Annotated in this window: 24 protein-coding genes; 5 read left to right on the forward strand and 19 right to left on the reverse strand. The window is 33.7% G+C overall.

Translation table 11 applies throughout. The features are described 5' to 3' along the window. Positions 1 to 282 precede the first annotated feature (282 nt). The 4 genes from ACTXGU_RS16830 (at position 283) to ACTXGU_RS16845 (ending at position 5089) form a co-directional block, all read left to right on the forward strand. Positions 283 to 855: a cysteine hydrolase family protein gene (locus ACTXGU_RS16830; protein WP_443482692.1), complete on the forward strand. Its 573-nt coding sequence runs from the start codon at positions 283 to 285 to the stop codon at positions 853 to 855. Between the two features lie 1012 nt (positions 856 to 1867). Continuing rightward, entirely contained in the window at positions 1868 to 3055 is a 1188-nt protein-coding gene (locus tag ACTXGU_RS16835; protein ID WP_443482693.1) for an O-fucosyltransferase family protein, read from the forward strand. Between the two features lie 28 nt (positions 3056 to 3083). Beyond that, positions 3084 to 4130: an O-fucosyltransferase family protein gene (locus ACTXGU_RS16840; RefSeq protein WP_443482694.1), complete on the forward strand. Its 1047-nt coding sequence runs from the start codon at positions 3084 to 3086 to the stop codon at positions 4128 to 4130. A 5-nt stretch (positions 4131 to 4135) separates the two neighbouring features. Then, complete coding sequence (locus tag ACTXGU_RS16845) at positions 4136 to 5089, forward strand: O-fucosyltransferase family protein (protein WP_443482695.1); 954 nt, start codon at positions 4136 to 4138, stop codon at positions 5087 to 5089. A 185-nt stretch (positions 5090 to 5274) separates the two neighbouring features. On the opposite strand, the gene ACTXGU_RS16850 is transcribed toward ACTXGU_RS16845, so the two are convergent. The 14 genes from ACTXGU_RS16850 to ACTXGU_RS16915 all read right to left on the reverse strand — a co-directional run bounded on the left by ACTXGU_RS16850 (position 5275) and on the right by ACTXGU_RS16915 (position 19686). Beyond that, positions 5275 to 6084, reverse strand: coding sequence for an HAD-IIA family hydrolase (locus tag ACTXGU_RS16850; protein ID WP_443482696.1), 810 nt, complete (start codon positions 6082 to 6084; stop codon positions 5275 to 5277). 14 nt (positions 6085 to 6098) lie between these two features. Next, positions 6099 to 6899, reverse strand: coding sequence for a sugar phosphate isomerase/epimerase family protein (locus ACTXGU_RS16855; protein WP_443482697.1), 801 nt, complete (start codon positions 6897 to 6899; stop codon positions 6099 to 6101). A gap of 259 nt (positions 6900 to 7158) precedes the next feature. After that, complete coding sequence (locus ACTXGU_RS16860; protein ID WP_443482698.1) at positions 7159 to 8247, reverse strand: ABC transporter ATP-binding protein; 1089 nt, start codon at positions 8245 to 8247, stop codon at positions 7159 to 7161. Positions 8248 to 8259: 12 nt separating this feature from the next. After that, on the reverse strand, positions 8260 to 9084 hold the full coding sequence (locus tag ACTXGU_RS16865; RefSeq protein WP_443482699.1) for a carbohydrate ABC transporter permease: 825 nt from the start codon (positions 9082 to 9084) through the stop codon (positions 8260 to 8262). Then, complete coding sequence (locus ACTXGU_RS16870; protein WP_443482700.1) at positions 9074 to 9982, reverse strand: carbohydrate ABC transporter permease; 909 nt, start codon at positions 9980 to 9982, stop codon at positions 9074 to 9076. The genes ACTXGU_RS16865 and ACTXGU_RS16870 overlap by 11 nt, the downstream gene beginning before the upstream one ends. A gap of 157 nt (positions 9983 to 10139) precedes the next feature. Further along, complete coding sequence (locus ACTXGU_RS16875; protein ID WP_443482701.1) at positions 10140 to 11438, reverse strand: ABC transporter substrate-binding protein; 1299 nt, start codon at positions 11436 to 11438, stop codon at positions 10140 to 10142. Between the two features lie 30 nt (positions 11439 to 11468). Beyond that, on the reverse strand, positions 11469 to 12365 hold the full coding sequence (locus ACTXGU_RS16880) for a nucleoside hydrolase (RefSeq protein WP_443482702.1): 897 nt from the start codon (positions 12363 to 12365) through the stop codon (positions 11469 to 11471). Positions 12366 to 12590: 225 nt separating this feature from the next. Further along, entirely contained in the window at positions 12591 to 13199 is a 609-nt protein-coding gene (locus tag ACTXGU_RS16885; RefSeq protein WP_443482703.1) for a glycerol-3-phosphate responsive antiterminator, read from the reverse strand. A gap of 632 nt (positions 13200 to 13831) precedes the next feature. Continuing rightward, positions 13832 to 14395 (reverse strand): DUF4825 domain-containing protein, encoded by a 564-nt coding sequence (locus ACTXGU_RS16890; protein ID WP_443482704.1) that lies wholly within the window; start codon positions 14393 to 14395, stop codon positions 13832 to 13834. 37 nt (positions 14396 to 14432) lie between these two features. Beyond that, a complete protein-coding gene (locus ACTXGU_RS16895) occupies positions 14433 to 15485 on the reverse strand; it encodes a hypothetical protein (protein ID WP_443482705.1) in 1053 nt (350 codons plus the stop codon). Further along, positions 15482 to 16675 (reverse strand): ABC transporter permease, encoded by a 1194-nt coding sequence (locus ACTXGU_RS16900; protein WP_443482706.1) that lies wholly within the window; start codon positions 16673 to 16675, stop codon positions 15482 to 15484. The genes ACTXGU_RS16895 and ACTXGU_RS16900 overlap by 4 nt, the downstream gene beginning before the upstream one ends. After that, the gene (locus ACTXGU_RS16905; protein ID WP_443482707.1) at positions 16662 to 17366 is read right to left on the reverse strand and encodes an ABC transporter ATP-binding protein; all 705 of its coding nucleotides are present in this window, start codon (positions 17364 to 17366) and stop codon (positions 16662 to 16664) included. Before ACTXGU_RS16905 ends, ACTXGU_RS16900 begins: the two co-directional genes overlap by 14 nt. Next, positions 17363 to 19105, reverse strand: coding sequence for a hypothetical protein (locus ACTXGU_RS16910; RefSeq protein ID WP_443482708.1), 1743 nt, complete (start codon positions 19103 to 19105; stop codon positions 17363 to 17365). The genes ACTXGU_RS16905 and ACTXGU_RS16910 overlap by 4 nt, the downstream gene beginning before the upstream one ends. Before the next feature lie 95 nt (positions 19106 to 19200). Continuing rightward, positions 19201 to 19686, reverse strand: a complete 486-nt coding sequence (locus ACTXGU_RS16915) for a hypothetical protein (RefSeq protein ID WP_443482709.1) — start codon at positions 19684 to 19686, stop codon at positions 19201 to 19203. 652 nt (positions 19687 to 20338) lie between these two features. On the opposite strand from ACTXGU_RS16915, the gene ACTXGU_RS16920 reads away from it, so the two are divergent. Next, the gene (locus ACTXGU_RS16920) at positions 20339 to 20677 is read left to right on the forward strand and encodes an AAA family ATPase (protein ID WP_443482710.1); all 339 of its coding nucleotides are present in this window, start codon (positions 20339 to 20341) and stop codon (positions 20675 to 20677) included. Positions 20678 to 20915: 238 nt separating this feature from the next. Here the strand turns inward: ACTXGU_RS16920 and ACTXGU_RS16925 are convergent, their stop codons facing one another. The 5 genes from ACTXGU_RS16925 to ACTXGU_RS16945 form a co-directional block, all read right to left on the reverse strand. Next, complete coding sequence (locus tag ACTXGU_RS16925) at positions 20916 to 21947, reverse strand: alpha/beta hydrolase (RefSeq protein WP_443482711.1); 1032 nt, start codon at positions 21945 to 21947, stop codon at positions 20916 to 20918. Between the two features lie 146 nt (positions 21948 to 22093). After that, positions 22094 to 22252, reverse strand: coding sequence for a hypothetical protein (locus ACTXGU_RS16930; protein WP_443482712.1), 159 nt, complete (start codon positions 22250 to 22252; stop codon positions 22094 to 22096). 416 nt (positions 22253 to 22668) lie between these two features. Beyond that, positions 22669 to 23334, reverse strand: coding sequence for a response regulator transcription factor (locus ACTXGU_RS16935; protein ID WP_443482713.1), 666 nt, complete (start codon positions 23332 to 23334; stop codon positions 22669 to 22671). Then, entirely contained in the window at positions 23327 to 24517 is a 1191-nt protein-coding gene (locus ACTXGU_RS16940; RefSeq protein ID WP_443482714.1) for a sensor histidine kinase, read from the reverse strand. Before ACTXGU_RS16940 ends, ACTXGU_RS16935 begins: the two co-directional genes overlap by 8 nt. 547 nt (positions 24518 to 25064) lie before the next feature. Beyond that, the gene (locus ACTXGU_RS16945) at positions 25065 to 25595 is read right to left on the reverse strand and encodes an ABC transporter permease (RefSeq protein ID WP_443482756.1); all 531 of its coding nucleotides are present in this window, start codon (positions 25593 to 25595) and stop codon (positions 25065 to 25067) included. Positions 25596 to 25672 lie beyond the last annotated feature (77 nt).

A 25672-nucleotide genomic window follows, 5' to 3' on the forward strand; every position in this document is an offset into this window, starting at 1 on the left:
GAATATTATTTTTTAAAAAAGTAATCAATTGGTTGCATTTTTTAATAAATCGTTTTCTGCCAATCTAAAAATAAGCCTTTCTTAAATCTTGTGTATTAACAATTTATGGAGTATGTTCAAAAGAAGGAAAAGGTTTTAAAACGTACAACTTAGAGCATCAACCTTGTGTAGGTTATATAACTCTGCATAATAATTTACTTGGATGATCACTGGCTGTGTTCTATTTGAAATAGCCTTTACTGTCAACCGTAAGTCATCCAAAAATTCCAAATAATAAAGTAAATGAAGGAGGAATTTGACATCCTAAACAAAGCATTAATCGTTATTGATTACACTGTTGATTTTGTAGCAGATGACGGTAAACTGACATGTGGTAAACCTGGACAAGTGATTGAGGATAATATTGTCGGACTGGTTGAAAAATTTTCAAATGATCAATCATGGATTGTGCTGGCAGTGGATAAGCATGAAGAGAATGATCCTTATCATCCCGAAACAAAATTATTTTCAGCCCATAACCTTATAGGTACTAAAGGACGTGATTTTTACGGTAAATTAGAATCATGGTATCAAGCGAACAAAGACTATTCTAAACTCTATTATATGGACAAAACGCGATATAGTTCTTTCGCCGGAACTGGTCTCGATATGTGGCTGCGTGCTCGGCGTATTGAAGAAATTCATGTATGCGGCGTATGTACGGACATTTGCGTCCTTCACACATTAGTGGATGCCTATAATCTTGGCTACAAAATAGTTGTCCATGCTGATAGTTGCGCAAGCTTCAACCAACAAGGCCACGAATGGGCACTGCAGCATTTTAAGCATTCGCTTGGAGCTGAAATTATCGGCTAAGAGTGAACTCATTTCAACTAACTGAACCCAAAATTAGTTTTGGCTGTTTTCTCAAAGTTTATTGTTTTTCACATAAAAAATTGGAGAAGCAATACTTAGCAGCCTGCATACACGTAGACTCCTGTGGGAATGCGAGAAAGACGAGACCCCACAGGAGCGTATGCGACGAGGAGGCTCGTCGCTCGCCCACGGAAAGCGAAGTGTATTTAGGCTGCGCGTTTAAAAGCAACAATCTATACGAAAACGGCCTTAGTTTTTATTCTCCTGTTAATCATACAAACCATTAGTGAGGACTTTATCCTACAGAAGAAAACCATTCCTTTCAAAAATAATTGATAAGTGGTGATCAATTATTATCAAAAGGGATGTTTTTCTTTTTTTATGCAAATAAATGCCCCAAATGATTCACCTTTTATTATATAAAAATAATAAATACCCGGTACAAAAATCCATTTTTATTTTAATTTTTGCTAGTCCAATCAAAAATTGCCTAATGTTAATATAATTTATAGACACAACTATTAAAGGGGTGAATGAATTGCAAAAATCACTAATTACAGGGGTAACGTGACAGGATAGATTCTATTTAGTTGAGTTTTTGTTATAGAAAGGTTATGTGGTACATTGAATTGTTCGTCGAAGCAATACCTTAATCACAGACAGAATTAACCATATAGGCCCTTGTTGAATTGCTTAAGAAAAGTAGGCATAAATAGCATTCTTGAAACCTATCCATTTAGACACGCACTAAAATTAGCAATCATATAAGAAAAGCGTAAGCGCCCTTGCTCATCGACGGAAAAAGCTGGACTGAATCGAGTGAGATAAAGGAAACACGAAGAGCGTGAGCGATTCGATGTTGACTTATCGTAGACGAGGTGAGGGAAGCGTTGAAGTCGATAGGGCGCTGGAGCTAGACACTAAACTAGGTTCGAAATTTTAAACTTTCTTATCTTTTAAAAAATGGTTAGTACCATTTAAATAAAATATTTAACGGAGGTGACGTGGTTACATGCATAATGAAAGATTTCTCTTAATTAAAGCTTATAGCAACAGCTTTTGGATGGATATTCACCAGTTAATGGAGCAGCTTCTGATCGCGGAGATAAGCAACCGAATTCCTGTTGTACACTGGGGGGCAAATCATCTATTAGATGGTACCAAGTATCAAAACGCTTTCGATATGTATTTCGAGCCAATTTCCCCTTACACAATTTATCATTTAATGCACCCATCCTATACTTTTTATCCATCAGTATGGGATTATAATAATCTTATGATGAATAATGATGATGATAGAAAAACACTTGCCCACCGTAATATCGGAGAAATGTTGAATAGTGATGCGAATGTAGTTGTTTGCGACACCTATTCGAACAAATTTCCTGTAACTCCCTTTATTAAACCTGAACATTCTGTATTCGGTATGACGCCTCTGCAAATACACCGATTTCTTTTCCAAAAATATTTAAAATTAAAGCCAGATATAGAAGAGGAAATTAACCAATTTTATGACGCACATTTCAAAGATGAGGGGCCAATTCTTGGAGTTCATGTTCGTGGAAAGTTTACTATAAATGAATTCAGTGATGAGTTTGATGACTTTAATGAAAAGTACCACTCCAAAATGTACAACATTACAAGAGGGGATGAACACAATAGCAACGCAATGGTTAAACTTCATGAGATTCACAGAATTTACAAAGTAAAAGATCTTGAGAAGCCAAACCATCTGTATCATCAAGAAATACGGCAATTATTAGGAAAATATAATATTAAAAAGTTATTTCTTTCAACCGACTGTATAGAAGTTGTCGAGGAATATAAACGTTTATATGGCCCTATGCTCGTCGTTACAGATTGTTCAAGACACTCAATAAATGATGAAGAAGCACCGTATATTGATACGCATATGACTAGCAGGAGCGACGGAATCGAAGTGTTAAAAGAAACCTACCTCGCGACCAAATGCGATTTCTTTATTGGAAACGGCTTATCAAATTTATCCCATGCCGTAACACAATTAAAAGATTGGTCCAGCACCAATATCAAACTCATATACTGGCTGCCAGAAAAGAAAAACCTCCACAATTATAAACAAGTCAATACAATCGTATATCCAGATAATGAATTTGTAGGATGGTTTAAGCAGCTCCTATTTAGAATCTCGAGATTGTGGCATCGAAAAGGCCAGAATTAAACTAATTGAAAGGAGATGTATCACGAATATGTCAAAGGATAAATTTCTGCTTATCAAAACATGGGGGTGGGGATTCTGGTCAGACATGGACCATCTCGTAGGTCAGCTCCTTGTTGCAGAGCTAACCAACCGGATCCCAGTCGTTTATTGGGGACCACATAGCCTATACAGTGAATATATTGACACAAACGCCTTTGAATTATACTACGAACCAGTCTCTGACTATTCCCTTCATGATGTAATCCGACCTGAACACACTTTTTTCCCACCGATTTGGAATGATAAAAACGTTCTTGTAGAAGATCTAGACAAGACAGCAAGGTTGTACCGCAGTCTTGGGGATTTAATGGGCAGCAAAGCAGACGTAGTCGTAAGCGATGTTCATTTTTACTCCCAACCTATCTTACCGTACATCAAAAAGAACCACTGGGCATACGGTATGACTGCTATTCAAATATACCGCATTTTAATAGAAAAATATTTAAAACTAAAACCTGATATTTTGGAAGAAATAGATGAGTTTCACCGAGCTCACTTTTTAGACGAGAAGCCTATACTAGGTATTCACGTCCGCGCAAGTGATAAAGTTCGTGAGGTCGAAAACTTAGCAAAGCTTAATAAGCAATATGATGCTGAGATTGAAAGGGTTCTCGAACAAAACGATATAAAAAAAATATTCCTCATTACCGACTCTGAAGATATGATCGAGAAATATGAACAGAAATATGGATCAAATGTATTCTATACAGAGTGCACGCGATCATCCAGCTATTCAAAAGACGACGCTCCCCATTTACAAAACTATATCATTAAAAGACGGAAAGGAATTGAAATCATAAAAGACACCTACCTTGCGGCAAAATGTGACTTTTTTATCGGCAACGGCTATTCAAACGTGTCCTTTTTTGTAAACCGTTTAAAAGACTGGAGAGAATACAATATCACCCTCTTTTACAGAACTTTGAAAGAAGACAAAAAGTCCACCAACAAAAGAGGCATGGCAGACTGGGCAACAAAGTATTATAGAGCAAAAGAGCATAAGGCAGAATATCCAAGTTTATATGGAGGTGAATAACAAAGATGAGTAGATTTCTTTTAATTAAGTCTTGGGGCTACAGCATTTGGGAGGATGTAGACCACGTAGTAGGCCAACTTCTCGTAGCAGAGTTGACTAATCGTATCCCGGTTGTTCATTGGGGAATGGACAGCTTGTACTCAGAATCCATTTCGAGCAACTCATTTGAGTTATTTTTTGAGCCAATATCCAATTACACTGTAAAGGATGTCATCCTTCCTAATCACACCTATTTTCCACCAGTTTGGACCTACGAAAACGTACTGGTAGAAGACGCCGATAAATTGAAATGGAAAAACCGTGATCTTAACAGTATGATGAACAGCGATGCAAACGTGTTAGTGAGTGATGTATATTACCATGTAAGCTCGATTATTCCTTGGATTAAAGAAGGTCATCCTGCCTACGGAAAAACACCTCATCAAGTATACCGCTACCTTTTTGACAAGTATATCAAATTTAATCCTGAAATCATTAAAGAAGCTAAGCAATTTATTCATACCCATCCTGATTTTCGAGATGAAAAGCCAATTCTTGGTGTTCACATTCGTTCCAATGCACTCGTGAATGAAATTGGACAAATATACAACCTCAATAATAACTATCATCCGGTGATATGGAATTTCATGCATAGCTATCAGTGCAGACACATCTTTTTAATGACAGATTCTAAAAAATATGTGACAGAATTCGGAAAGCTATATGGAAAATATGACAAACTTATCCCTAGCGACAGTAAAAAAACGTTTTTGAAAGGCCGTGTTCATCCAAACCGCTCCAACTATCCTAATAAAAGGCATAAAGGTATTGAGCTTGAAATAGATACCCGTGAAATCATAAAAGATACCTACCTTGCCTTGCAGTGTGACTATTTTATCGGCAATGGCTACTCCAGCCTTTCTAACACAGTACTTCGTATGAAAGATTGGTCAGAAAGCAATATTAAACTTTTATATTAGTCATCATAGTCCTTCCAATTACAAATAGAGAATGTAGCTATCGCAGAGATTCATCTGTGTCGGCTGCATTTTTTTATATTTATAGAAAGAAAACATAGTAATACATAAAGAAAGAAGAAAGAAGCAATAAGAATATTAAATTATTCTTTAATGCTTCTACTAAAGCTGCTATGTGTATCGTTAAATTAGTAGCAAGAGAACTGTCCCTTTGTTTCCTCAAACAATAATTGCAAATTTTCCGCTACATAATCAGGATAAATCTTTGCTTTTTCTATATCTTCCTTACTAGAAGATCCTGTTAAAACAAGGCAAGTTCGAAAATCATGTATTTTCCCTAACATAATATCCGTATCGAGACGATCGCCGATGATTAAGCATCGATTACTCTTAATCTGTAATCTCTCAAGAATTTTCTCTCCATAAAATGAGGATGGTTTCCCTACGATATAATGAATCGATTGACCTGATGCAACCTCTATTGCACGAGCAATCGCCAGTGTATCTGCAATGAATCCTCCAGGAACTGGACAAACTGGATCAGGATTGGTCAAGATAAGCTTTGATCCATTTCGCACCGCATTCGCTGCTAAATTTAATTTTTCATAAGTAAAAGAACGGTCTAATCCGACAAGGACATGCGTTGCCTTCAGAGGATTTTTCGTTGTACTTACCGAAAAGCGGCTAAACTCTTCTTCAATTGCTTTTTCGCCAACGATATAAACAAGGGCATTTGGATGTTTCTCCATAAAATAAACAGCTGATACAAAAGTTGCGGTGATTACTTCTGCTAGGTCGGCAGAAATGCCAAATTCCTTTAAGCGCTTTTGGCACTCGATTCTCGTTACTGTTGGTGAATTGGTAATAAACAGAATTTTTTTGTGATTCTTTCTTAAGAGATCCATCGTTTCCTTCACACCAGGCAAAAGCTCATTCCCAACATAGATCGTTCCATCTAAATCAAAGCAAAACGCATCAAAATCGTCTATATTTACCAATCTATTATTCACCTTTATTTAGCCAAAACTTCTGTTAAAAGAAGTTCCTTCCCCTCACGTAATTTTTCTAATGATGTGTTTGGAGCATATTCCAAAACCATCAGGCAATTGTTTGACACTTCCTTCAGGGCAGCAAAAATCCCCTTCCATTGAATGGTTCCTTTGCCAATCGGTAAATGCTCATCTTCTGCTCCTGTATTGTCATGAATATGAATCGCTAGTAGTCTATCTTTTGTATCTCTTATCAGCTTTGATATATCCCAATTGTTTAAATGAGCGTGACCAGTATCGATTAAGAATCCAGCTGTATCATCAACAGAATCTAAAAATCTTGCAAACTCATCTTGGGTGAATAAGGAACTTCCTTTATACCCCACATTTTCAATCGCAAGCTTTACGTTCAAAGGTTTGGCGATTTCGCATAATCGCTTAATATCATTCTTCGCGCGCTCTTGTGCTAATTTTTTATCAAAAACTGGCGAAAAACAAAAACCAGGATGTATCACAACATGATCTGCACCAATCATCCCTGCAAATTCAATTGCTTTTTTATATTCTATAAAAGAAACTTCTCGAATCCCTTTATTTTCACTTGTTAAATTAATATCCCATGCCGGCGGGTGAATTGTATAGCCAACAGGCAATGCTTTTAATTTTGGTGCAAAATCATCAAAAAGCAATTCCATTTCATCCCATTTATCTCCATCCATTAGCAGCTCGACTTTATCAGCACCATTTGCCATTAATTTCTCTATATTTTCGAAAATACCCTTCGTTAAAAGCGGCAAGTCAGAATAACAGATTTCTTTTTTCAAGAATAATCACCTACTATTTTTTTATAAGGCTGTTTTCTCAAAGTTTGTTGTTTTTACGTAAAAAAATAAGAGAAAAAGTACTCAGCAGACTGAATACACGTAGACTCCTGTGGGAATGCGAGAAAGTCAAGACCCCACAGGAGCGTATGCGACGAGGAGGCTCGACGCTCGCCCGCGTAAAGCGAAGTGTATTCGGGCTGCGATTTAAAAGCAACAATCTATACGAAAACAGCATTTTATAATGTACAACCGCGTAAATTTAAAGCTCTTTTGGATACCCAATAGAATTCGTTGTCTCACGATCAAAAAGATGAATATGGTTCATCATCGGCTTTAAGTACATCACTTCACCTTCAGCCCAATTTTTATCCTCGCTCATCGCAATGATTTCCTGACCTTCTAAATCAACATAAACACCGTAGCTGCTGCCTTGGTTTTCAACATATTTGACAATACCTTTTAAAGCATTCTCTTTAGCCGTTTTAAACATTTCAATATGCTCTGGGCGAATGCCAAACGCAAATTGGTCTACACCACTTTGTTCTATTTGCTTGATCCACATTTGAGATAGTTGGAATCCTTGTTTACCAATGATGACATTGCCATTTTGATACTCCACATCGACCACATTTGTCGGCGGCGAGCCGATAAATTTAGCTGTGAAGATGTTTGCCGGACGATGATAGACATTTTCCGGTGTATCAAGCATTTGTAAATTCCCTTCATTCATTAAAGCAATCCGATCTCCGACAGTCATCGCTTCTATTTGATCATGTGTTACATAAACAATCGTTTGTTTATACATTTCATGAATTTTCACTAATTGCTTTCGTGCTGAAACCCTTAGCTGTGCATCTAAATTTGATAATGGTTCATCAAGCAAGAAAAAATCTGATTTCTTTACAACCGCTCTTGCTAGCGCAACACGTTGTCTTTGACCGCCAGATAAATCTTTAGGCAATCTATTTTCATAGCCTTTTAGCTTTAGCATCTCCAATACTGCATCTAACCTAGTTTTGATTTCATCTTTCGGAACCTTTTGAACCCTTAATCCATACGTAATATTATCCACCACATTCATATGGGGATATAAAGCATAGTTTTGGAATACCATGGAAACATCTCTTTTTCCACTAGGAATATCATTTACTTTTCGGCCATTCATGTATAAATTGCCTGAAGTAATATCCTCAAGCCCCGCAATCATCCTTAAAGTCGTAGATTTGCCGCAGCCAGATGGTCCTAGAAGAATCAACCGTTCTCCATCTTTTATTGTGAGATTTAATTCTTTTACTACCTCTGTTTTTCCATATGATTTCCACACATTTTCAAATCTAATTTCTTTCATCGTAAACCCCCGTTACTTAATTCCTGATGAAGTGAATGTTCCGATAATATACTTCTGGAAGATTAAATATAAAGTTAAAGGTATGATTATGGTAATAACAGACACAGCCATTGCTACTGTGAAGTTCGTTCCACCTTCTGAACTAATGTACATTTGTAATGCTAAAGGCAATGTATAATTTTCAGACGTTTTTAAGATGAGGACGGGCCAAACATATTCATTCCATGAACTAATAAAAAACCAGATTCCCGTTGATGTCACAGCCGGCCTCACTAATGGAAGAACAATATCTTTTATAATTCGGGCATGTCCTAAATTATCTAATCGGGCCACTTCAATTAAAGATACTGGGATAGTTTTCATTGATTGTCTCATTAAAAAGATCCCTAGTGCATCTGCAAGCTGTGGTAAAATAACTCCCCATATACTGTTTGTTAAACCTATATCTGAAATAATCAGATAGTTCGGAATCATCGTGACCGTAAAGGGAATAAAGATGGTGCTAATTAACATAAAATACAAAAGATTTTTCCCTTTAAATTGAAAATAAACGAAAGCATACGCAGCTAAAAAAGATGTCACAACCTTAAAAAGTGTTACGCTAGATGCGATAATGAACGTATTCGTCATAATTTTAAAAGCCGGCAAGCTTTCAAAAAAAGTTTGATAGTTTTCTAGAGTAGAATGAATAGGAATAATATTTAATACATTGTTATATGCATCTTGTAATGATTTAAAAGAAGATCCTACTGCAAAGATAATCGGAAATAATAAAATACAAATTGTAATCATAAAAATAATGTGCCAAGGTATCGATACTGAGTTTTTAATTTTCATAGTAGATACCTCTCTCAACAAACTTAAATTCAAGAATTAAAAACACAAAGAAAATGATCATCGTTAAAATCGATATGGCTGCCGAATGACCTGTTCTATATAGAACAAACGCCTCATGGTATGCATGATAAATTGCATTTGAGCTTGCATAATTCGGACCACCTTGAGTAATAACTTTAATCGGGGTAAATACATACTGTAAGCCTTGCACCATTGTAATAATAAATACATAAATACCAGTCGCACTACTCATCGGCAAAACGATTTGAAAGAAGATTCTCCATAATGGAACATTATCCAAACGTGCAGCCTCAATTAATTCACGAGAAATACCATTGATTGATGCATAAAGGACGATAAAGTTATAGCCGAATACCTTCCAAGAAGTAATTAAGCTTAATACGAAGATAACCCAACCATCTAATTTGCTCCAAATCGGCATTTCAATCCCAAACCAGCCTAAAATAATCGCAACAGGTCCTGAGACTGGATTTAAAATCCAAGTAAATAGAATCGACCCTACCACTAAAGAAATAAATGCTGGCAAAAACAATGTGCCTTTATAAAAGCCGTTAAATTTTTTTAAAACCATATCAATCACAAAAGCGAAAATATACGGGACAATACAATTTAAAACGAGTAAAAATGCAATATAAATAAATGTATTGCCAAATATTTTATATGTTTTAGCATCAGATAACACGTCTATATAATTTTGAAAACCGACAAATTTCTTCGTAGGACTAATCATATTCCACTCAAAAAAACTCAAATAAATGGTATATATAAACGGCCAAAACATAAATAAAGCAAATATAATAATGGAAGGAAATATTAAGCAATATGCGGTCCAATTTTCTTTATTAAGTCTTTTCGTTCTTGTTGTGATAGAACTCATTTTCTATCCTCCAAACTTTCTATAATGGTGAAGGTGCTTTGGCAAGCCACCTCAGGCTGTCGACAAACATTTTCGATCAGCCTGAAGTTTCTGCTAAAATCACTTTTATCTACACGCTGAAATGACTTTCGCAAGCCACCTTCATCAATATCCTAAATTACTTTAATAGTTCGTTGATTGCTTCTTCTGTTGGTTTCAACCCTTCTTCTACTGAAGTACTGCCGCCAAGAATTTGATCACGAATATCTAATAATTGTTGTTCCGCTTGTAAGCCTGCATCACCTGGGAATGATGTCCAAGGTACAACAGCATCCATCTGATTTACAGCTGCTTGCATCATTTCATTTTCAGCCAAGAAAGTTTTCAAACCATTTTCTGCTTCTGCAACGTCTTTACGCGGCGGAACATATCCTGTTCCTTCCGTCCATTTTGCCATTGATTCCACACTATAAAGAAATTTCATAAACTCCCATGCTGCTTTTTGTTGATCTTCATCTTTTCCCGTAATAGCCAGCATAGATCCACCTGCTGGAAGTTTCGGTTCTTTTCCTTCCCATACTGGAGATTTAATAGCCGTTACATCAAACTTTGCATTTGTTTGAATATTGGAACGCTGCGCAATCGTTGTATAAACCATTGCTACGTTTTTATCAATAAAACTTTGCACCCCTTGATCCCAAGGTAAATGAGCCGCTGATTTATCTTTCACAATCATATCAGCCCATAATTGGTAGGCTTCCTTTCCTTCTTCTGAAGCAAATGTTGCCTTTCCGTCTGTAATCATTTTTGCCCCATTACTTTCAAGCAAAGCTTGTGTAGCCCAGTTATCAGCTGGTTCTTGTATATATAATCCGAATTTCCCTGTTTTTTCTTTAATTGTTTTCGCAAATTCCTTCACTTCTTCCCATGTTTGCGGACCATTTTCATCTAATCCCGCTTCTTTTAACATGTCCTTATTAATGTAAAGAACAGGTGTACTTAAAGAATAAGGAATTCCTACTTGTTCTTTTTTTGAATTTACAGCTAAACCTAAAACATTTGGCAAAAAATGATCCTGTAAAAATGTTTTATCTTCTGAGAAATGTTGATCAATTACCGTTTGTGGTGATGTGTATTGAAAATTATTAGAAAAATAATCTAAAAAAGCCCATCCAACTTGTACGACAGCTGGTGCTTTGCCTGCAGCTGCTTCCGCTTGTAAGTTTTGCATTAATCCTTTGTACATATCTGGGTTAAATTTCGCAACAACTTCTGTTGTCTCACTTTGTGCATTAAATTCTTTCACTAATTCTTCGACAGTTTTTCCACCTTGTGTTTCAGCATTAACATGCCAGTACTCAATAACCGTTTTACCATCCTTTTTTGCTGAAGAATCACTTGCTGCTTGATCATTTGCACATGCAGTCAAAAGAAATATGATTGATAATAAACTAAATAATTTAAATAATGCCTTCATTTTTTTCTCTCCTTTATACTTCTAAAATTGTTACGAGAAAACTCGGTTCATTAATAACTCAAACACTCCATCATAATCCACTTCGAGCGCAACTTGAACATTTCCATTTTCACTTAATTCAGCAATGGTAAGTCCAAACATATCCCGATGATCATATTCAACATGTACATTCATTTGTTTCGTTTGGACAAGAGAACGATTTACTAATACACTAATGGCCAGCGGGTCACACATATAAGAAAAATCTCTGTTCATAAAATGCATATAGTCTTCAATCATCTTCGTTAATGTGTTCGCTAGTGGTGTACCAGAGGCGGCAAATTCCTCGTTTTTCTCTTTTGAAAAGATCAACTGCCTCGTCACATCAAGACCGATCATGACAATCGGAGCACCAGATGAAAAGACAACAGAAGCGGCTTCTGGATCACACTTGACGTTATGCTCCATTGTTTCAAGCTTCGTCCCATTTTTCCCTAGACGAGTTACGCCCCCCATTAGAATAATTTCTTTTACATAACTTGCAATTTTCGGCTCACGAATAAGGGCTGTCGCAATGTTTGTCAAAGGTCCAATCGGCACTAAGGTAATTCCTTCAGGATTGTTCATAATCGTTTCGATGATGAAATCAACTGCATGTTTCTCTGATTTACAAAAATCATCCTTTAATTCTGCTCCGTCATGTTCAAGGCCTGTCCAATAAATTTTTCTTTTTTGCAACAACGGCTTTTCAATCCCTAGGTATATTGGTATTTGCGACTCGCCACCCAATTGAATAATCTGATGGGCAACCTGAGCCCGCGCTAGGACATCCCCATATACTGTCGTTACCCCTACTACCTCGATTTCTGGAGATTTAAGAGCTAAGGATAATGCAACCGCATCATCAGCATTCGTACCTATATCTGTATCTAAAATAATTTTAGACATCTAAATGCTCCCTCTCTCTTTAGAGAATTAATCCCGTTATTTGTTTCAAAAATGAAACGTATCACCTCACTAAGGCACAAAATGAAAGAGACCTCAAATAAAATGTATATATTCTATACATTCGATTTGAGGTCTCTCTGCTCGCACCATTAATCTATTCACTTCATGTTCAATATAATCCACTATTATTAATTTAATATAAAATAGACGTAAAGTATTATAAATTCACATGAAGAAATTCTTTAAATCAATCTTCCACATTTCTACATTCGATGTCGTGACGGCCATTGCACCACGATTAAGTGCTTCTTTTGCATGTTCAGGTGCATTTAATAGTCCACCTGTAATAACAGGTACTGGCGATACCTTTTTTAATTTCTCTAAAAAATCTGGCGCTCTGCATGGCATTATTTCAATCATATCGGAAACAATTTGATTTTTGCTAGCATCCTTTACTAAATTCGTAAAAACATCCGTATCGATTAAAAAGACACGCTGAATAACATATAATCCGCTTGATTTTGCCTTTTTTATAATCCCTGTTTTTGTTGTTACAATAGCAGCTGGTTTTACATTTCTTTTAATAAATTCAATTCCATCGCGATCCATCTCTAAGCCACCTATTTTATCAACATGAAGTATTACTGGAAGTCCCTGCGACTGAAGGAAATCAACATATCTTTTTACCGTTAAAATCGTTCCTGTCATTAGCAATACAGCACTTAAATTGTCTTTATATTCTATCGCCCGCTCCATATATTTTGGGTCCTTCACCGCTGCCACCATTTTATATTTTTCTAATCTATTTCGTAAGACTTTCCCATCATTCTTCATTTTCATTTCCTCCCTTTTAAAGCAAGGGGACGGGCTCTTGCTTTCCAATTCTTGCATCTTGGGGTTAGTGTTTTCTAAATGAGCTTTCTTAAGTACATTCTATAGAAAATAATACTTTCCTTCTATTAAAATAAAGAAGAGATACCCTATTATTTGTAACCGTCAAGACGAATTTTACACTTTCTGCTAAGTTCCCTTTTACACTTTAGATTGCACATAGCCCACTTGACATGGAGCCTCTACAGGTATGATAAACAGCCTTGAAGCCTTGGTAATAAAAGAACCATGGCTGTTGCTACAAGGCTATCATACCTGCTTCTCCAAATAAAGTGGGCGACAAATGTGGCTAAAAGTGTAAAGTTCATATTAGCGAAAACTGTAAAATTTATTCTGGCGTTCACATTATTAGGATAAATAGTTCAGATACTGTGGAGAAAATGTAAAAACGTAGACTAAATATCATAAGGAATAGTAAGCCAAAAAACAGCTTAATAAACACACAAAAACGCTTGGATTAAAAATATAATCCAAGCGTTTTAAATTAACGGTCTTATTGAATTAAAGCCCACATTCGCTTCAGTACAATTCTTCACAAACTCTCTTTCAAGGGTAACCGGATTGGGCTTTCTAAATTAATTGGAATTCATCTGTATTGGAAACTTTTTATAAAGGGCTTCCCTTTCTTTATCAGAATTTACCACCTCTACTATAAGCTCTTTTTCCCAAAGCTGTTTATCATTCTTATACTTATTAAAAAAACCAGGCAAACCCTTTTCAAGTGTATCCCTTTGAAAAGTTACAGAATAATATTTCTCAGAATCCAACTCCAATGTAATTTCCTCCGCATTTTCAATAAGAATAAACATTGCTATAACATTATAAAGAAAGTTCTTCTTTAAAGTCTCGTCATTTAACCAATAGTCTGAGAGATCCTTATCGGTTATAGAGGATTTATCTTTTAATCCATAAATAACTTTTATTGAATTGCCGTCTTCCAATTCAAATTCACGATACGTTTCCCCTCCTGGAAGAGAATTAATTATTGAACTAACTGCAGAGTTATTTCCAAGATTAGTTTCTTTATATTGCATTAAACTTTCTAACTTAACATTGTCAATGGACTTAATTTCGGTTTTACTATTACATCCAGTTATTAATAAGATGACTAACGAAATTAAAATAGATATCTTTTTCATTTAATTACAACCCTTTCTCTTATAAATATAAATGCATCTAATGAATTACTAAATCTATATTGGGAGATACGTTTTCTTCTATTATTTGCTTCACGTTACCGTCTTCTATTTTATAAACACCTTTGTTTGAGAAAATATACTTTTTATGAATAAAACCATTTATATTATCTGCCTTTAATTTTATTACTTCCTTTTTAGTATTGCTTAAATTTTTTTTATCATATTGTTCTAAATAAGAGGAGTTAGGTGTTCCAGAAATAATATAGATTTGGTTATTATCAAGCTGCATAAATTTTGGTTGATATTCCGTATTAATCTTATTTATGAATTCCTGTTTCTCTATATCATATTGAAGAATAATTTTACTCTCTTTGTTTTTATTCTTCGATTTATCATTCTGATTTTCCAATGTTTCTCTTAGCAATAACCATAATTGACCATTGTCTATTGTCGCATTAAGGTCAAATGCTCTATTTAATAACTTTACATTTTGTAAATTATCAATTTTATAATCTAAGGAATATAAAAGGGTATTGTTGTTAACTGTTAGTATATAGATTTTATTTAATTTTTGATCAATAAGCATTCTTTCAGGATTTCCCTCTATACTCCAAGTCTTTATTGGTTTCTCTAAGTCTGTAATTTTATATTTCTTTAAATTTACACCCTTTATTGAATTAGGAGAATATACCAATGCATAGAGGTAATTATCAGCAAAAACTACCTCATGAACAGCTTCTTTAATATTCCCAATTTTTTTAATTTCGTCTTGAGTTTGAACGAATACCTGATATCCATAAGGTTCTAATTGTTGCGTAATTACTACAGTTTTCTTTTCTGTACCGCTATAAAATGTCGAAGAATAAAGGTCCTGTTCTTTTTTAATTTTATATTTTTTAGTGAGCTTCTCTTGATTAAAATTAAAGACTTTAAGAACCGGTACCTTATCTTCCTCCGACAGGTAACTAATTGAGCTACCTTCATTATTTTTAATTTTCGTATTATAGTCGATATCTGATTTAAATAAATATACTAATACTATTGAAATTAAAATGAACAGTATTGTTAAAAATATAAAATTCTTTTTCATGATGCATTACCTCGTATAATTTCAGTAATATCTGTAGACGAGGCTTTTATAATAGGTCTAAAACTTGCTAAGAAACTAACTATAATGATTAATACGAAGCTAACAATCACTTGCATTCCCGTCATATTAATAGAAAATATATATTTAATCCCACTAGTTTTATTTAAATACGATTCTAATCCCTGTATGATAATAAAGCTTAATGTAATCGAAGCGAAAAAAGATATAAGTGAAATATATAAAACTTCCACAGAGAAAAGTTTAATCAGATGGGAGCGCTCATATCCAACAGCCCTCATAATCCCTATTTCTTTATACCTTCCACGTAATGATTGACCCATTATAGATGCTATACTAATCCCTGAAAATAATAGTAATATGACTAATACAACGCCCCCAACAGTAATAATAATTTTGGCCACCATTGGAATAGATTGGGAAGATTTTAAAGCATAGCTCGTATCGTATCCAAGGCTTTCAATTTGTTCGGCTACATGTGAAATGTTTTCAACATCATCAACAATAACTGTTCCAAATTCGTAAACTAAATTTTTTCTATAATCAGCTAGAGAAAGACCCAAAAATTCTGCATTTAACTGTTCAACATAATCTAAGGTAGCTAAAGACAGGTCTTCAGGGTAATTAGCCAAATAAAATTGATTAAAGAATGAAAGGATCTTGCCCTTTTTTATTTTCCGAATGCCTTCCCCTTCTTTTACTTTTACTGTATAACTTATATTGACCGAATCACCAGGCTTTAGAGTATCCACAATATTTGAATTTAATATAATTTCATTGTTTTTAATAGATTCATCTTTTCCTGATGTGAAATATCGAACTGCTTTATTATTAACACCAACTAAGTTTGTTGACACTCTATTTACACCATATTCTAAACCAACAAATGCTTGAACTTTCGGGTAAGAAGTAATTACACCATTAATTTTATTCATTTCGTGAAAATCGTCCATTGTCAATTCTTTTTCTGGAGTAGGTACGACCTCTATAAATTTCAAACTGTCATTGTCAATAACAGTTGTGTTCATACTAGTTGTTATACTTGAAAAAAAACCAGTCACTACATTAAAAACAATTATGCCGATTGTAATAATAATAATAGGAGATAATGTTTTAAAGCCATTTCTTAAAAAATTATTCCCACCTAACTTAAAATAATCACTTAGCCTCATTATTGTCCTTAACCTCCTCAAGTGTTCCTGATCGCATCTTGTAAAAACGATCTGCATATGCTTTATAGATAGGATTATGAGTAACAACGATTAAACCAACACCTGACAATGACAGTTTTTGGAATAATTCAATAATATTAATTTCATTTTCTTCATCAACATTACCTGTAGGTTCATCAGCTAAAAGGAGTTTCGGGTTAGTTGCAAGAGATCGTGCGATAGAAACCCTTTGTTTCTCTCCGCCTGATAAAGATTTGGGCATATGGTTTATTCTATGAGAAAGACCTACTATATCAAGTAGTTCTCTTGCTCTGTCTTCTCGCTCTTTTTTACTAATATTTTTATGAATAAGTAATGGTAAAGTTACATTTTCTAAAGTATTTAAATTAGGAAACAAATTAAAATCCTGGAAAACAAACCCTATGGTTTCAGCTCGTAACTTGGATCTCTCTTTTTCAATTAAGTTGTTTGTTTGACAAGAATTTAAGTAAATTTCTCCATCTGTGGGCTTATCAAGTAGACCAATTAGATTTAATAATGTACTTTTACCTGATCCAGAGGGTCCCATTATAATATTCATTTCACCTTGCTTTACCGTAATGTTAATATTTTTTAAGATTTGAAGAGTCTCATTTTTCATTTGAAAACTTTTCCCAACATTAACTAATCGTAATAAGTTCTCATTGCTCATTGTACATCCTCCATAAGTAGCTTGTTGGTATTCATCATAAAGTAGGTAGAATAGATATCAGGAAAACTCTCTTTATTATTTAATGCATATCCATGATTTTTGAAAAGATTTTTTACATGATTTGCTATTTTATTTTTATCATAGGGTAAATCTAATTCTTCAAGTAAAGAGGTTTTATAATAAATTAGGTAAGCTGCAATATCAGAATTGATATCAATATTCACTTTATTTATAAAGGGTTCAGTTTTTTTTATTTTATTTAGATACACCCCTGTTCTTGCTAAGGTATCTAAAAATACTAAAGTTGAAATATTATCATTACTCTCAAAATAACTTTTTTGAGAAATAACGATTTGATTTAATATATCTTCTGTGTTTTTTGGTAGCATGTCTTTAGAAATATCACCTTCTAATATTTGTAGAGATCTCGTATAAAAACTCCAGCTCATGATATTAGAACGAACGATTGGTTCTTTTACTTTTTTAAGCAAAGCTTTTTTTAATTCTTCTTTTTTATTTTCCTCTATTTCTTCCCCATCTATTAATTTTAAAAGTGAAACAAAGCTAAATACTTCAAGCGAGTCTAGTTTAATTAATTCAGATATATCAACCTGTTTAATATGTTTAAAAATAGTTTTATCGTATTTAGTAGTTTTATATTTAGAATATTCAACTGAATCTCTTCCAATAAAGGTAGGGCTAAAAGGATTATTAAATGAACTAATAGTTGGAAACATTCCATCTTTGTATACATATGCAGAAAAATCTCTTAATAAAAGTTGTTTTTCCTGTTTCTTAATAGATTTATTTAAGTTTGATAAAATGTTTAATTTATAATATTCGCTTTGAATATCAGATAATCCAAAATGATAATTATCAAGCTTGTTTAAGATAATTGATATTGTCTTGTTTTCAAGTTTAAAATTATTTTGAAACTTATTAATATTTGTAAGACTATTTAGTTCCAAAAGATCATTAAAATTATAACTCTTAAGGTTTACTAACTGATAAACTTTATTATTATCAATTTCAAATTCTGTTTCATAACCCAACATTTTATTTATTTTTATTACAGTATCTATTCTATAAAAATCCTCTAGGATGATTGTATCAATCCAGTATTTTATTTTCTTTGTGTCTATATCTTCTAAAAAACCATAGTTAGATGCTAAATATAACATCATGTAAGTTTGTTGTATCTTTACATCCATATATTCAGGCTTATTTTTAAATTTTTTAAATTCTTCTGAAAGAAAAAATCCTTGTTCATTATATGTGGTATTAAGTAAATATTTTATGTGCTTCCTTAGTAATAGAGCTGCGTTCTCTTGACATAGTTCCATAGATTTCTGTGCTCTGAAAACTCTCTCAATTCCTGAAAATATTAAATTTTCTTGTTCTTTAGGAAACGAATCTTTATGAAGCATTTGAAGGAGAGTTTGACAATAATTTTTATTAGGAGAATGACCTAAAAGTGATGCGGTTTGGTAAACGTAATAAGTAACATACTCATCCTTAGATCCATCTATAGCGTTTATAGGTCTAAATAACGTTTCATTTCCCCAACTTCTTTCTAACATAGTTGCACTAGCCTTTTGTTGCATTTCCAATTTCGAGAATAAATCATCAGTCAATGGAATACTCTCTTCCTTTTTAGGCATTTTATATAATGTAAAGTATAATGATAAAATTAATATTATAATAAAAAGAATTATAATTTTAGGTATTTTATATCTCATTATTATCTCCATTTAATTGTATAATATAATTTAGAAAGTGAATACTAAGTATATTCACTTTCTATGTATGTGGTTACAACATGTTTAATTTAATTTTAATACCAGCGGAAAATTGAAGCGGATGCTGAACGTTTTACACCACGAGCAAGGAAGGATGCAGTGTTATCAGCACCACCACTGATTGGCACTCCAGAAATAGAATAAGATCCTGAATAATCAGAGATCCAAGTATTGTAGTTCGTCCAAGTTCCGGTTAGAGTGTTATCATTGGCAGTACCACCACTAACACCGCCAATAGAAACACCTAATCCGTTTGCCTTAATAGTCCATGCGGTTTTAACCCAATCCGCATTAGGTGGATTATAACCTAAGAACTTTGCACTTACTTGATAACTTTGCTTTTGATAAAAAGCAGTATTACTCATCCAAGCATTAGATTGTATAGAGTTACCTGATAGTTCAGGAATAGGCACAGTTGTCTGATCAGAATATGCACTTGCACTATCCACTATTCCGAATGATAAAGCTCCAACTAATGCCAACGTTCCTAAAAATGTACTTACTTTCTTTCTTGTTTTCAAGATATAACCCCCCTAAAATAATTTTTGTAACCACAAAAAAACCATAACACAGTTTTAAAAAAAAACAGGATTTTCAAGATTTTTCTTAATTTTCAGCAAATAGCATTTTTTGTCGAAATTCTAGTGTGTTCTTTGTAAACGTTGTCGCTTTTTGTCTTTTCAAAGGGAAAATGATCGAAAAGTTTTTTGTAATAATTGAAACATTACTTATAAAAAAACGGGTTGATTTGAAATAAAGTTTGATTTAATTAAGGCTAATATTGATATAAGTGCAAATAAAAAAACATGTTTTGAAAAAAAGATTGATCAAAACATGCTTTTAATTAATGTGATGAATAAGCTTCTTTATGAAAAAGATTGATCATTTTTGAAATCCTTGTTGCACTAAAGCACCCGTTGAATAAGAAAAAACTGGGCTTAAGGACAGCCCTGGACAATAATTCATTGGATAAATTGCACTAAGACCTAATGAATTCATAAAAGACAATCAAGGCTTATATTGATGTTTATAAAGAAAGTGTAAAGCGCCAATATCAATGTTTAATGCTTGATATTTTTGAGAATGAGAAAAAACTTGTCGTTATTATTCTAGATGAAGCTCATCACTTTTCCGCAGGAACTGCGCTTCATTCTAAATTTTAAAGAAGACTCCATGTCTCCTATTTCCCTTGTTGTAGTAGGACAACCTAGCCTACGCAACCTATTAAAAGTGAAAGAGCTAGAGGCGATTGACCAGCGTATTCAAATGCGATATCAAATGAGTAGTTTAACAGAGAAGGAAACGAATGATTATATACGCCACCCGTTAAAGATGGTCGAAACACCTCATGAAATCTTTTCAAAAGAAGCCGTTCAAGTCATTTATAACTTCAGTCAAGGAGAGCCAAGAAAAATCAATACGCTCTGTAGTCAAAGTCTGATAGATGCCTTTATTCAAGGAAATAAAATTGTGGGGGCATCCCATATTCATCGAGTAATGAATGAACAGTAAGAAAGTGAATGCCCAGTATTAAGCCCAATTAGAAGATAGAATTGTCGAAATGGAAGGAACTAATAAAGGATTTTCTAATAGATTTTCTCGACAGTTAAACAGACGTCTTTAAATGCCCGTGGCAATGAGGGTGACCGTTAATCAGTTGCCACTGGCTAGATAACCGACATCGAAGGTGGCTGCGGGCAGTTAACCAACAGTCCTTAATTTTACTGGATTGAGATTAACTCAATTGTATCTATTTTGTGAATGTATCGGACATCCATTCATAAAATTTTTCCTTCTCTTCAAATTGTGGATAATGGGCTGATTGCTCAAAAGAAATAAATTCTTTTTGTTTGGCTTCAATCATATCAAAATATTTTTTTGCTGCATTAGAGGAAGTCATGTAGTCATATTTACCCATTACAAAATAGCATGGTAATTTAAGTTTTGTTACTATATTAGGTAATGGATTTTTTAATACTTCATTTAACAAAATCTGTTGAGAATAGGCTAACCCATAGTTATAACGGATTACATCCAATAAATTATACTCGCTACTGAATAAAATACCTATGTTATCACCATCTGGGTTATCAATAAGTCTTGAAGCCCCACCATATTTCATAACATAATTTCGTGGGGTAAACGTATCACCATTTTTGATTTTTTCAGTTAAACCTTGTAAATACAATACATCATCCTTATTGCCAGCCTTTTGAGCCTGATTAATAGAATAGTTCAAACTGTCAGTTTCGCTTTCTACTGTATCACTCATCTGTCCAATACCAATATATGCTTCATATTTTTCAGGGGCTTTATAGGCAGCTTGAGTTGCAATATATGTACCATAAGAATGACCAATTAGTATTACCTTTTCTTTTCCAAAACGTTTTGATATATAATCCGTCATAGCCAATAAGTCATTCACCAGTAAATCTGATGTAAGATTAGAATAGTCTTCAAAAAAATGATATGATTTCCCACTAGCTCTTTGATCATAATTAACAACCGTAAAATTAGTTTCTAATAAGTTTTGGTATTTATCAGCATATGGTATTTCCGGACATCCAGGTCCTCCATGTACAAAAATAATAACTGGATTATCCTTATCTTTGCCGCGTATCATAATTTCATGACTACTTCCATTTATCTCTACTTGTTCTAATGCACTTATACTGTTATCACCTTTTATATGTGGAGTCCATGTAGGGAAAAAAAGTGCTATGATTAGTAATATTATAATAATTACTCCGATACATTTTATTATTTTCTTTATTTTTTTCATCTAATTCCCTTAAATCCTTTCTGCTTAATGCAATTCAAATATATAATTGATTAAAACATGCTCTTATTTAATGTGATGGATATTGATTATTTTTGAAATCCTTTTTGCACTAAAGTACCCATTTCTTGAAAAAGAAAATTAGAATATTATTTATTTTTTAATTCCATATGTTCTTCATTTTCTCCCCATTTTACAGTAAGTTTAATTGTTGTATCTTTATTTAATAATGTTCCACCTTCGCTACTACCATTTCCTTTTAATGTATCTTTTTTTACGTCTTCTCCAACTTTATCAAAAATAAACACTGCATTATTTACTTTAAGACAGGTACAGTTTACAAGTTGCAATAGATTTGAGCATGTATTTTTTTACTTCCTTTCTAAATTTCATTTCATATTTCATACTTCTACTCTACAAATAAAAGGTAATATACTGTAGTGCCGTAAGTCATTAATAAGTCATAACTATAAAAAAAACGACAAATTATGACCATTGGCTAAATATATTACTTCTTTTAAAATAAGTGGCTATTGAAAACTTATTGATGCCTTCTTTTATAGCGAAAATCTAAAAAACGATCCACCGTGAAATTTTGTGAATAATGGACCTTATGAATTGCCATGGAGTAAACAAGTTCAAAACGTTCCAGTTCGTTGCAATAAAAAAAGATTGTAGACAAAGTCGATTTAACTTTATCTACAATCCCTTACTTTAATGTTTCTTATCTTCTTATAAGACTCTCTTCCATTGCTTTAATAATAGCAGAAGATCTGTTTTTTACATTTAATTTCGAATAAATGCTAGAAATATAATTTTTCACGGTTCCCACTGAAAGAAACATCTTTTCTGAAATGTCTTTATTGGATAATCCTTGAGTTAAACAGTTTAAAACTTTTAATTCTTGATTATTTAAATCATATGGATGATTCATAGAGTTATGGTCAAGTTGTTCCGAGTGTTCGTTATTATTTGATTGCATCTGACCAAACACCTCTTTTGCTAATTGTTGAGGAATGAGGGAACCTCCGTGATACACCATTTTAATTCCCTGAACTAAAAATTCAGGATCAACAGCCTTTAATATATAACCCTCTGCACCAGCATTTAAGGCATTCAAAACATGTGTAACATCTTGAAAAGTAGTAAGTATTATAACTTTTATATTGGGCCAACGTTTTTTAATTTCACCTGTCGCCTTTACACCATCCATCACCGGCATTTGAATATCCATTAAAAGAATATCAAGGTTTTCCCTTTCGCATAAAGCAATTGCCTTTTCTCCATTTTCCGCAGTTCCAACAATCTCAATATCAGAAATACTTTCAATCACAATTTTTAAGCTTTTTCTTAAAATCTCTTGATCTTCAACTATTGCCGCTTTAATCATTATACTTACACTTCCTTTGCCATAGAGGTATGTTACACGTTATCCTCATACCATTATTCAATTTAGAATAAAAGTTAACTGTACCCGCTAATGCCGATATTCGATCTTTCATTGAGCGTAAACCAAACCCTAAATTTAATTCATTACACCCATTTCCATTATCTTCAATAAGAACAATCAATTCTTCTTGTTTAAATGAAATATTTACTTTAATAAAAGTTGCCTTACCATGTCTTTTCGCATTTGTAAGTCCTTCTTGTATACAACGAATAATGGCAAACTTTATCCTTTCACCGACTTTGGTCGCTTCCCCTTCGACATTCAGTTTTATATCTGTTGATGTATGTTTCATAAAATCAACAATCAATTCTTTCACCGATTCAACAAGCGTTTGATCATTCGTTGGCGACATCTGGTGAATTGTTTTTCTCACATCGTTCAATCCATTTCGTGCTAAATCTGAAATCTCTTTTATACTTTTTTCTGCTTCTTTTTTATCTGCCTGATATAGAAAAGGAAGGGCATCTAAACTTGTTATGACCGATGTGAAAATATGGCCAACTGTATCATGCAAATCTTGTGAAACTCTATTTCGTTCTTCCTTAATTGTCAGTTCCTCAATCTTTTTTGAGTAATATTCCAAATCCCTGTTTTTTTCCTCAATAGAGGCAATTAACTCTTTATTAGCGTTATTGACAATGGTCATCCTTCCTAAACATAACCCAATACCATAAAAAATAGTTGTGTCAACAATGGGTGCAAAGATATCCTTATCAGTAAAGAAATTGCCGACCCATGTACCAGCTAAAAAAATTGAGATGTATAAGAAAGGTCCTAACCAAATTAACGGCTTAACTTGACAAGCATAAGCAATAGTAAGGATAGGTACGAATAAAAAATCGTAAGTCTCTGATATTTCATATTGACTCGATAAGTAAATAAACAAAGAACCCGTTAACAACACCTCGGCAATTAAATAATATTGGAATTTTATAAGCCCAGGCCGATAAAATAGTTGGGGTATTATATAAGAACAACTAGCCCATAAAAGTAAAAACCACTTTTCCGAACCTGTCGTACTAACGAATATCGAGTAGCCATTAAAAGTAATCCATATCGTACGAATGAGGAATAGAAAATAGTCCAACCAATGCCATTTCCTTTGATCTATTACTGCTTCCATATTTTTATCCCCCCCATCTCCGGCGTCTATACCATCGTTCCTAAAACTACTTCGCCATTTTCGAATCATGCCTGGAGAAGATAAATAAAACTGCACTGCAGTTTCTAAAGGAGACAGCCCATTCTTGTTCATATAATTGATTATGTTTAGTTTATCTTCAAGCGAGAAACTTGAATAGCTTTTCTTTAAGGCTTCCAGCCCATAATAATGATATATTTTCACAAACACTTCATTTATTTTAACATAAAATTACAATTACCATTTGTACGCATAAGAATTAACATAGTAAATAGCACACCTTTTAACATCATAATTCTCGCATTGACAACAGCTATTGTCATTATGTGAATTTTATTGGGATTTGCCCTGCGATTTCTAATGTTAAAATCTAATAATCGTTGAGATAAAAGGTGAAAAAAAGACCAAATCAACTATGTGATTTGGTCTGCTAATTGGTATGTTATTTCATACATTTCTCCAAGATAACTGAACTACTTATTATTAGAAGTAACCCCTCTTTAAAAGTATATTCGATCATTCTTTATTTTTAACGCATCTGTCTACTATTAGCTGGTGACAACACCCGCTCTAACCATCCCATTAATAAGTCAGCAACAACTGCCATTAAAGCTGTAGGAATTGCTCCTGCAAGGATGATTCCTGCACCATCAGAAGCATTTGTTCCACGGACAATAATAGACCCTTGACCGCCTGCTCCGATAAATGTTCCAATCGTAGCGATGCCAATTACAATGACTAAAGCTGTGCGCAGCCCTGCCATGATAACGGAAAGGGACAATGGCAGCTCGACCATTCGAAGGATCTGCATACGCGTCATTCCCATCGCATGTCCTGCCTCTAAAAGCGTATGGTCAACGCCCATAATTCCAGTATAAGTGTTTTTTATAATAGGAAGTAAAGAGTGTAAAAATAAAGATACGACGACAGTGTTTGTTCCCAGCCCCATAACAAGCATAAGAACAGCTAGCATCGCTAACGCCGGTATTGTTTGAATGACGTTTACTAGAGAAATAATCCACGGGCTGAGCTTGTAATATTGTTCCTTATCCCAATCCATATATTGTATCTTTATATCATCAAAGAAGGTATATAGCAAAGCGATCCCGCTATAATCAAGCCATTGTACTGAATTTC

It is taken from the genome of Niallia sp. 01092, assembly GCF_052318935.1.
Taxonomy (GTDB): domain Bacteria; phylum Bacillota; class Bacilli; order Bacillales; family Cytobacillaceae; genus Niallia.

What these genes read in the sequence shown, in the direction of transcription:
- ACTXGU_RS16910 (WP_443482708.1), bottom strand. Translation starts at nt 19,105, where the DNA reads ATGAGATATAAAATACCTAAAATTATAATTCTTTTTATTATAATATTA.
- ACTXGU_RS16940 (WP_443482714.1), bottom strand. Translation starts at nt 24,517, where the DNA reads ATGGAAGCAGTAATAGATCAAAGGAAATGGCATTGGTTGGACTATTTT.
- ACTXGU_RS16840 (WP_443482694.1), top strand. Translation starts at nt 3,084, where the DNA reads ATGTCAAAGGATAAATTTCTGCTTATCAAAACATGGGGGTGGGGATTC.
- ACTXGU_RS16890 (WP_443482704.1), bottom strand. Translation starts at nt 14,395, where the DNA reads ATGAAAAAGATATCTATTTTAATTTCGTTAGTCATCTTATTAATAACT.
- ACTXGU_RS16895 (WP_443482705.1), bottom strand. Translation starts at nt 15,485, where the DNA reads ATGAAAAAGAATTTTATATTTTTAACAATACTGTTCATTTTAATTTCA.
- ACTXGU_RS16885 (WP_443482703.1), bottom strand. Translation starts at nt 13,199, where the DNA reads ATGAAGAATGATGGGAAAGTCTTACGAAATAGATTAGAAAAATATAAA.
- ACTXGU_RS16860 (WP_443482698.1), bottom strand. Translation starts at nt 8,247, where the DNA reads ATGAAAGAAATTAGATTTGAAAATGTGTGGAAATCATATGGAAAAACA.
- ACTXGU_RS16935 (WP_443482713.1), bottom strand. Translation starts at nt 23,334, where the DNA reads ATGATTAAAGCGGCAATAGTTGAAGATCAAGAGATTTTAAGAAAAAGC.
- ACTXGU_RS16945 (WP_443482756.1), bottom strand. Translation starts at nt 25,595, where the DNA reads ATGGATTGGGATAAGGAACAATATTACAAGCTCAGCCCGTGGATTATT.
- ACTXGU_RS16925 (WP_443482711.1), bottom strand. Translation starts at nt 21,947, where the DNA reads ATGAAAAAAATAAAGAAAATAATAAAATGTATCGGAGTAATTATTATA.
- ACTXGU_RS16870 (WP_443482700.1), bottom strand. Translation starts at nt 9,982, where the DNA reads ATGAGTTCTATCACAACAAGAACGAAAAGACTTAATAAAGAAAATTGG.
- ACTXGU_RS16845 (WP_443482695.1), top strand. Translation starts at nt 4,136, where the DNA reads ATGAGTAGATTTCTTTTAATTAAGTCTTGGGGCTACAGCATTTGGGAG.
- ACTXGU_RS16835 (WP_443482693.1), top strand. Translation starts at nt 1,868, where the DNA reads ATGCATAATGAAAGATTTCTCTTAATTAAAGCTTATAGCAACAGCTTT.
- ACTXGU_RS16900 (WP_443482706.1), bottom strand. Translation starts at nt 16,675, where the DNA reads ATGAGGCTAAGTGATTATTTTAAGTTAGGTGGGAATAATTTTTTAAGA.
- ACTXGU_RS16865 (WP_443482699.1), bottom strand. Translation starts at nt 9,084, where the DNA reads ATGAAAATTAAAAACTCAGTATCGATACCTTGGCACATTATTTTTATG.
- ACTXGU_RS16830 (WP_443482692.1), top strand. Translation starts at nt 283, where the DNA reads ATGAAGGAGGAATTTGACATCCTAAACAAAGCATTAATCGTTATTGAT.
- ACTXGU_RS16920 (WP_443482710.1), top strand. Translation starts at nt 20,339, where the DNA reads ATGTCTCCTATTTCCCTTGTTGTAGTAGGACAACCTAGCCTACGCAAC.
- ACTXGU_RS16875 (WP_443482701.1), bottom strand. Translation starts at nt 11,438, where the DNA reads ATGAAGGCATTATTTAAATTATTTAGTTTATTATCAATCATATTTCTT.
- ACTXGU_RS16880 (WP_443482702.1), bottom strand. Translation starts at nt 12,365, where the DNA reads ATGTCTAAAATTATTTTAGATACAGATATAGGTACGAATGCTGATGAT.
- ACTXGU_RS16905 (WP_443482707.1), bottom strand. Translation starts at nt 17,366, where the DNA reads ATGAGCAATGAGAACTTATTACGATTAGTTAATGTTGGGAAAAGTTTT.